General features: G+C 30.8%; 9 protein-coding genes. 2 read left to right on the top strand and 7 right to left on the bottom strand.

Going from position 1 to position 8940, the window contains the following annotated elements:
• From RT261_RS09535 to RT261_RS09505, 7 genes are all read right to left on the bottom strand, one after another.
• Positions 1-539, bottom strand: a 539-nt coding sequence (locus RT261_RS09535; RefSeq protein WP_313132096.1) for a histidine kinase dimerization/phospho-acceptor domain-containing protein, incomplete at its 3' end; no start/stop codon positions are given.
• Positions 540-1217, bottom strand: a complete 678-nt coding sequence (locus RT261_RS09530; protein ID WP_313132094.1) for a response regulator transcription factor — start codon at positions 1215-1217, stop codon at positions 540-542.
• Positions 1218-1347: 130 nt separating this feature from the next.
• Positions 1348-2229, bottom strand: a complete 882-nt coding sequence (locus tag RT261_RS09525) for a GNAT family N-acetyltransferase (RefSeq protein ID WP_313132093.1) — start codon at positions 2227-2229, stop codon at positions 1348-1350.
• A gap of 498 nt (positions 2230-2727) precedes the next feature.
• Positions 2728-3318, bottom strand: a complete 591-nt coding sequence (locus tag RT261_RS09520) for a DUF1062 domain-containing protein (RefSeq protein WP_313132092.1) — start codon at positions 3316-3318, stop codon at positions 2728-2730.
• Positions 3319-3549: 231 nt separating this feature from the next.
• The gene (locus RT261_RS09515; protein WP_313132090.1) at positions 3550-3825 is read right to left on the bottom strand and encodes a CD3324 family protein; all 276 of its coding nucleotides are present in this window, start codon (positions 3823-3825) and stop codon (positions 3550-3552) included.
• Positions 3826-4015: 190 nt separating this feature from the next.
• Positions 4016-6229 (bottom strand): hypothetical protein, encoded by a 2214-nt coding sequence (locus RT261_RS09510; protein ID WP_313132089.1) that lies wholly within the window; start codon positions 6227-6229, stop codon positions 4016-4018.
• A 147-nt stretch (positions 6230-6376) separates the two neighbouring features.
• Positions 6377-7423: a DUF3221 domain-containing protein gene (locus RT261_RS09505; protein ID WP_313132087.1), complete on the bottom strand. Its 1047-nt coding sequence runs from the start codon at positions 7421-7423 to the stop codon at positions 6377-6379.
• Positions 7424-7697: 274 nt separating this feature from the next.
• Between RT261_RS09505 and RT261_RS09500 the strand changes: the two genes are divergently transcribed.
• Both RT261_RS09500 and RT261_RS09495 read left to right on the top strand, forming a co-directional pair.
• A complete protein-coding gene (locus tag RT261_RS09500; RefSeq protein WP_313132085.1) occupies positions 7698-8354 on the top strand; it encodes a TetR/AcrR family transcriptional regulator in 657 nt (218 codons plus the stop codon).
• 178 nt (positions 8355-8532) lie between these two features.
• A complete protein-coding gene (locus RT261_RS09495; RefSeq protein WP_313132084.1) occupies positions 8533-8832 on the top strand; it encodes a hypothetical protein in 300 nt (99 codons plus the stop codon).
• Positions 8833-8940 lie beyond the last annotated feature (108 nt).

Raw genomic sequence — 8940 nt, 5'->3', positions numbered from 1 at the left:
TTGTTGTCCGCTTGAGCAATAACCTGTTTACGAATGGTATCAAGTAAACTGCTAATTTTATTCATTTGCGGCAGCACAGTAATAATGCCATTTTCTAACCTTGAAGTTTTAATTAAGGCGACAATCAGAAAATTCAGTTTTTCTGTCTGGGTCATAATCTGATCTGCACATTGCTCTGCTTCTTCGGAAAGATTGTTTTCCAATAACAGTTGAGAATAAAGTAATATGTTGGCTAAAGGTGTTTTGGTTTGATGAGATATATCAGAAATCAGTGAATTTATCTTCTCTTTTTCCTTTTCAAGATTTTTTGAAGATATCTCACTCTCCCATAAATATTGATGTAATTTCACTTCCAATGCAGACATTTTTGATTCATCGTAAGTGGTTTCTGTAAAGTCACTGCTGATAGCAGATTCTAACATATCATATAAATGGTTCAGAATTTTATTTAGCTTATATTTATTATAAAGGACAACAACTATTGAAAGAAAAAAGGCTATAATTGATAGAATTATTAACGCAGTACTCGTCCATTCCATTTATTTCACCGCCCAGGTATACCCGATTCCATATACTGTTTTTATATGTATGGGAGAAGACGGATTTTCTTCCAACTTATCCCTCAAACGTTTAATAGTTACTGATAAAGCATTCTCATCTACATATTCAGCACCATCCGTCCAAATCCAATCCACAAGTGCAGAGCGGCTTAGTATACGTCCTTTATTCTCAATTAATATCTTAAGAAGCTTTTGCTCCGTTTTACTTAATTCTATTATATTACCCTTTTTAGAGAATTCCATGGAATTAAAATTAAAAATATAATCATCTATTTGTATTACATTAGAAACTTTAATTTCTGACTTGCGCAGCTGTAATTTTACTCTGGCCCTTAGTACCATTAAGCTAAATGGTTTTGTAATATAATCATCAGCACCCAATTCTAAACCTGTTACAATGTCGGTTTCCAAGTCATTTGCAGTGAGTATTATTACAGGAAATCTATACTTTTTCCTAATTTCACGAAGGAAGTCCAAACCATTTCCATCCGGTAAATTAATGTCTAAAATAATTAATGAAATGGGATTGTTTTTTAGAACTTCTCTTGCCGCAGCTATATTATGTGCCTGTAAAATCAAATAATTATTATCTTTCAATGATAATACAATACCATCACTTAAGGCCTTATCATCTTCTATAATCAAAATATTGAACATATCTTATCCTCCGGGAAAATATAGAAATTTTCTATTTCCCTCATTTTAACATGTAGGTAATTTTATGGCAAGAACAGAAAAAAGACTATCTTTTACCTTATTGGTTTAAAGATAGCCCTTTATATATTATTCACCAAATCTTCTCCCATTCTTCTCTATATCCTATTGTTTCAAATCCCATTGCACTAAAAAATTCATGGGAACCTCCAAAGCAATAGGTGGCACCTAAGGAAGCTGTTTTTTTCATCGCTTCCGTTAATGCAGCGGATGCAAGTCCTAATCTTCTATGTTCCGGGACGGTGGCAAGAGGAGGCAGGTAGGCATAATGGTTCTTTTCGTCTAGCCACATGCCGGCAAAACAAGCGTACGCTCCACCCGGTGCTTTAATAATGGTAGATAAGTCTTTTCTAAAATGTGGAGCTGACTGCATAAAAAGCCTGGAATCCAGATTATCGTCGGGGTCATCACCACAATCAAATCCCTTCCACAAGCAATGGTGTAACTTTTTTATATCATTTTCATCTTCTAGAGAAATAATAGAATAGCCTTCCGGTAATATGTAATCTTTAAAACCTTTGTCATAGTTAAATATGGTTATTGGCTCTTTATTAATCATGGAATAGTTACCTAAAACAAGCATATTAAATAAAACTTTTTGTTTATCTGTTATCCAAATCCGCAACTTTCGTTTACCATCCCTATGGATGCTTAATTGTTCTTCTGCATAATTAAGCATCTCTTCATAAAGATATTCATATCTTTCTCCTGCATATAATAAGCATTCACCTAAATCTGTTTCATAGCAAACAACAGCCACTACTTTGTCGTTATCTTCCCATATTCCGAAACGATGGGTCATTTTGTGGTTAAAGAACGGATGTGTATGAGCATATTCCCAAAATGGCTGCAGCAAATAACCGTTCAACTTTTTTATAGAATAGCTATCAATTAGAAAATTATTGACCTTGTCAAAGTCCGCTAATAATTTATATCCTCTCTGTTTTACTGACATATGTTCCCCTCCGTTATTGAATATTTCTTCCCCTACTAATATAATATAAAAAGGTTCTTTTGCATTATGATAAAATCAAGAATATCAAATAGTGAATTCCTTATATCAATAAATTTTTATTAAAACAAAGTAGGAATTATATCTACATTTTAGCACAAAGTTTAGTCAAAAACAACGGAAACATGAAAGATGCATCATGTTTAAATTGCTGTTAATTTTTAACAGTTTATTCATTCAGTACAGGTTATATGTCCTTGTTTATTCATTAATATTTTATTCTGTTTATACAGTTTTGAATAATTTATACAGGTTTGAATAATTTACACATTTACGAAGATTATACATCATCTGTAAAAAAATAACTACATCAATAATATAAGGTAAGCAAAAATTATTTAAAACCTTATAATTGGCTTTATTTAATTCACAAAAAAGAAATAGCAATATTTATACTCTTAACGAATTTAATATCACCATTCCTTTAAAGTGTTAATTAGTTTAATCATGACTAATTACAATATTAATTATCATACCATTCTTAACTTTCTTCTTTAACCATTTCTTTTCATCCTGGCTATAAATAAGTCCCTGATCAAACATATCCTTTATTTGATTTCTTGAAATTCTCAGGTTTTCAGATAAAAGTTTATCCATACGAATATCAAGAGGAAATTCACTAATTATCTCGATTGACTGTTCATTTTCCTTCTCACAATATTCCTTGGTTTCTATTTCAATTATATGATAATCCATATTTTCTAAAATTAATTCAGACATATTTTTGTTGTGGATTGTTACATCAAATCCGTATTCTTTAGCCAGTATTTTATCATTTGCAAGAAATTTATCGTATAATTTCTTATTAATATTTTTTGGATTAATTCTTTCATAAATGCTTAGATTCCAGGTAGACTTACATTTTGCACATTGATAAATTAACCAAATATCGATATTATTACGGTTTGCATTGATTCTGAATTTTTCACTATTAATAAAATTTGACTTTCTTCCACACTTTGAGCAATACCTTATTACTTCCGGTACGGAATCTGGTATTAACGCCCATTGTTTCTTTTTTAAATAGCTCATTTGCCTCTCCATTCATATATATAATAGAAATGCAAAAGCTATTTCACTATCTTTATTTAATAATGCAATAGCTTCTGCTATGCATTAATAATATATTTTCTCAAAACAAGTTCCTCCTTTTTGTCTCATAATGACTATATTTTATTTGATATGTAATGCAAAAGGAACCTCATAATTGTTTCAGAAATAAAAATAAGCCAATGTAGTACATTGGCTACATTGGCTATTTTTCTAACTTTTTCTTTTTTCTTTTAATACAACTCTTTGTATACTCTTTGATGATAAATAATATTTCTCAGCCAAGGTATCAATAACCGTACCCTCTAAATAATCTTTATATATGTTACAATCTCTTAAATCCAATTCTTTTCTCGTATTGGTTCTTGATCCCCAGGACTTCTTATTCTCCTCTTTTCTCGGAATGTAAATATATTCACCATCAATATATGTTTGTATTAACTCCACCAATTCTAATGGTAGAATGTTATCTGCTTTAATATAGCTCATTTTGCCCTCCTAAACACAACTAATCTGTCAGGAATAGCAAAGGCTACTTTATCTTATTGATTTTGCAATAGCCTTTGCTATGCAAAAATAACATATCGTCTCATAAAAAAGTTTCCTCCTTATTTAGTTCATATTAATTTTTCAATTAATTTAATATATCCATATTAAATTAAAGTTTTAATGACTCACTTTAGCAGCTTCCATATGATATCTTATCCAATTCCTCTATCGTAACTTTATGTGTTTCTATAATTTCTCCACCATAGATGTTAGAAGTATCAAGAGCAGACTCTTTTGATACACCATCCGGTGTTTTATACTCAAAAGCAAGATCGTATTCCATGTTCGCATAATTTGTTATAAATTGATCCATCACTATCTTACCTTGGTACATAAAAATTTCAGAGCCTCTTCCAGAACCTAGTAAATGAGCATTGATAGTACCACCGGTTACTTCAAATGCGTTAAAAATCATTCGATTGTTGATATTAACCTCTCCATTTGAAATAGTAAAATTACTTGCATCAATTACTTCTTCATTGCCTTCATCATGGTATCCAATGTTATCCATATTCATTATGCCACCATGCACATTAACTCTCATATAATTTAATCCATAAATTACATTTTGAGTATTACCAGTACCATTGATTATTCCATTATATAAGGAGAAAACACCTGCATTACCCAGATACATTCCGACACTATTCTGCTTAGCAGTCATTGATATTGTTCCTCCAAATTGTTGAATAGAACCATCGGAAGTAGCAAATCCATACGAATCATCATAAGATTCTATGGTTAATTTATTCTCATTGGAATTCCCGGTAAAGGATAACTTAGCATTAATACCTACATAAAATCCAACACTATTTACGCCAGTTTTTATTGTGTTTTGTTTCTTACTATTAATTAAGACATCTGATTCGCCACTCACAACGAAAAACATTTTATCCGTTTGTTTTGAATAATCTACAGTTACATTTTCAAATTCAAACCTATGTTTTCCACTATGGACTACGATTTGATTATCTGAAGTGGCGCCGGTTACTTTAATAGGAGTATAATTGCTATTTCTCCGGTAAATCTTATTTTTATAAATAAGACCATTTTCATATACGTCCAAGCTGCCTGAGGACAAATTAAATACCATATCATTTGACCTGCTATAATCTTGCAATACATCTAAGGTGCTTAAATCGTCCCTCTTAGTATGTTTTCCTGATGAAAATGTTACATCTAAACAGGATTTTCCTTCTATACTATTTAATCTAGGTAACCATAAGCTTAAAATCCCCTGTGAATTAATATCTTTATTACCATAATTCATCTGATAAGCAATTATCTTAGTTACTTTGCCTTTCTCGCTTGGAATTAACATAAGATATAATTCTTGTCCCTGGGAATTTTGGGGCTGTACAGAACAGGAATCCGCAAAAATTTGACCACCTGTAATGGTAATATTCTTAGCAGCTATGTCGTATTCTTGTTTATTTTGTCTAAGGCGTATGTCATTGGAATAGAACCAGGAATCATACACAGCGGTTCCCATGCCCCCATCTGCTTTAATGGTTCCGCCTGATATTATAACTGATGTTCCATTTGGATTTAAATTATCACCAATTCCTGCTCCATAAGCACCGGCGATTGCAGTTACATTGCCGCCACTGATTGTAATTTTATTTCCTTTATCTTCAAAAGCATGAGAACCTATTCCTGAACCTCCCGAGATTGAATAGACGGTACCCCCGGTAATTTCTATTTTTCCTGATGACTTTTTACTAGAAAAACCAATACCACCACCAGCATCTTTTCCACCAATTGCGGTTACATTACCACCGCTAATTGTTATACTTCCTGCTTCACCGTCATAGTCTTGATCAAGCTGATATGCATAACCACATCCGATTCCATAACCATATTGACCGCCTTTTGCTTTTATGGTACCACCTTTTATTGTGATAGCGCCACTTCCGCCAATACCAGCATCAGTAATCCCCCCGGCTACTTCTAAAGAACCGGTACTATTAGAGGCGACAATAAATTTCCCTCCGTAGTTCACATGAATACCTTCTTGACATTGATTTGTTATCTTATTGTTCCCTTTTAAGATAAAGTTTGCAGTTCCTTTTTCTTCAATCAGAATTGATACATTGTCTTCGGTAGTAGATATTTCAACATCCCGTAATGTGATGTTGGTTGATACACCTTTTTTGATTATTATTATATTCTTATCCGTCTTACCTGAAATTGTATAATTACCAGATTTATTTATTGTAATATTACCTTTACCGATATCATAAGAATTTGTTTGTGCAGCAAAAACAGAATTGGATGATGATAAAAAACAAATAGTAACTATGAATAATATCTTTTGAATTATTCTTATCTTTTCTACTTTCATTATTAAACTCCCCATTTCATATTTAAGTTTTTTCCTTAACCATAAAATACCAATACATCGTGTCATTTTAATGTCAATAACTTAAATCTCTCTTAATAATAATTATATTTTGCCAATATGATTTTATTTGAATCAATAATTAATTTCTTAACTCATCCACATATTTTCCTTTGATATTATCCACTTTTCTCCGTTGAATTCTGCCTTACCTTTATAGCCAACAGCACCTAATCCGCTTCTCCATTTTTTTATATCATAGTTCAGTGTTTTTTTGCTTTCATTATATTCTGAATTGCTAATGGTTATTAAAATACCTGAAGGAAAATAAAATCCCTTTTCGGTAATAAGTCCTTCTTTTAATAATTGTTCATAAGTACTTTCTTTTACTTCCAGACCATACGTATTATATAGTTTCATCAATAAAATTTCCTTATCTTCCTCAGAAAGATTCTCTATTTCGGTTAAATTAAGAGCAATCATACCTATATCATTGTTCAAACCACTATCCTCTTTGTATATTTCATCTATTATAGTAATATACCCGCTTATTAATAGATTAGATTCAAGAATATTGATATACTCAGCTGCTATCTGTGCAGGATATGATTCCATTATAATTCCGTTATAAGTAATTTTAATACTATCACCTATTTGAACCTCATCTAAATCTACTTTCTTTTTATTTTCATCATATATAATGGTATTATTCGTACCTACACTGATTTTATCGGAGGATTTAAATTCGTTGGAATCCACATCTGGCCTTACCAAAAGACCATTGTCGTTATCAATAACCACTGCATTAAATACATATTTACATAGAGAAGCTATATAATCTAGATCCATAGATACATCAGTCTTATAAAAATTATCCCTATAACTAATCGTTGATTCATCTCGAAGCATGATGGTGTCAATTACTTTCCCATCTGCCATAAAATCCAAAGCATAACGCCATCCTGTGGATTTCTCAGATGTTCTGTCTTTTTTAAATTCTATTTTCTTTATATAATTATATAACCCTTCTGATTGTTCCTTATCTAGAGAAACCATAGTCCCAGCTGTACCATCTCTAACTTCTATATTCGTGTATTTCAATTTAACACCTTCTATTGTGAAGTTTTTATTAGTACATCCAGCTAAGATTCCGCTAATAAGCAATATAAATAGATAGAAAAACATTCTTCTATTCATAAATTAATATCCTCCTTCCGTTTCTCATCTCTTTATTATTAGACGATTGTGAAATCTAAAAGTTCCATATTTCTTAGTTTCCGAACTATAACTATAAAGCTTAGCTGAAACTAATTAAAAATAATATTTTTAACTAAAGTTTTATTCAAGTATTCATCTATTTCTTAAATCAATAGTTATTAGTTTTCAACATTATATTAAATAATTTTTGACATTTCATAATATTAGTGATATTATGGTACATACCAACGGTCGGTATATGAGGAGGATTATCATGGCACGAAATAAATATCCAGAACAAACTATAGAGCAAATACTTAATATCTCAACTGCTTTATTTATTGAAAATGGCTACGAAAAAACCACTATACAAGATATTATTGATAAACTAAAAATGTCAAAAGGAGCTATCTATCATCACTTCAAATCCAAAGAAGAGATACTGGATGCTGTTATCAATAGACGTTCCAATTATGCAAGGGAAATGTTAGCTCAATTAGTACAAAATACAAAAGCTGAAAATACAAAAGAAAAAATCAAAAAAATTTTATATCAGATTGCTACTGATACAGAAATTCATTCTATTGATATTATCCTTTGTTCTCAAATTAAAAACCCTCAATTTGTTGTTGCAGGTTTACAAGGTACCGTAAATGATGATGCCAGTGTTATTTCCAAGTTATTTGAGGAAGGTGTTCTAGATGGTTCTATTGAAACGGACTATCCCACCGAATGTGCTGAAATATTTATGCTATTACTAAATATATGGATTAATCCTGTCTTATTTCATCGTGATCTGAGTGAAACAGAAAAACGTTTAAAAGCTTTACAACAGATTATGAAACAATTAGGTATGGATATTGTGAGTGATGAACTAATAAATAAAGTTATTAGCAGCTATAGAGATATTAATGTTTTTCAAAATAAATAAAATGATAATATATTCTTTAATTGTTAAGGCTATACAGTTTCATTAAGAATTAAAGAATATTATTTTTCTTATAAACATACCGTCGGTTGGTACTAAAGTGTATGGTTATGCTTAATTTAATGAGGTAAGAAGTAAATTAGTGGCTATATTCGTGAGTATGTGCAGTTTCTATGATGAAATGAATGTAAAAGAAAAAGGAGGCAATATAATGATTCATTACAACGAAAAAATAATGGATGCAACAAAAAGAATGTCACAAGAGACTTTGAAGAAATCTATGAATAGGGTAACAAAATTTACACACCCTTCAAAAAAAGTATCAAGAATAGGTTCAAAGATAGGAATGGCAATTGGTATACTCCTAATCATAATTAGTGTTTTTGGTATTTTATTGGGGCGCAAGTGGGGAATAGGAAGTTGTTTAGCTGGAATTACCAGTATTATCTCTAACATTATCAATTTAAAAAAGAACAAATAAAATATAAGCTTATAATTATAAGAATGAGCTATTGTATAACTAAAAGAGCATTAGAGACCGTTTCAAAGTCCGTGTAAACTCAAAAAACTGACATAAAATTTTAATAGT

The organism is Anaerocolumna sp. (assembly GCF_032079385.1).
Lineage (GTDB): Bacteria > Bacillota > Clostridia > Lachnospirales > Lachnospiraceae > Anaerocolumna.
The sequence above is the reverse complement of the archived record's forward strand: the minus strand, read 5'-3'. Positions and strand labels throughout refer to the sequence as shown.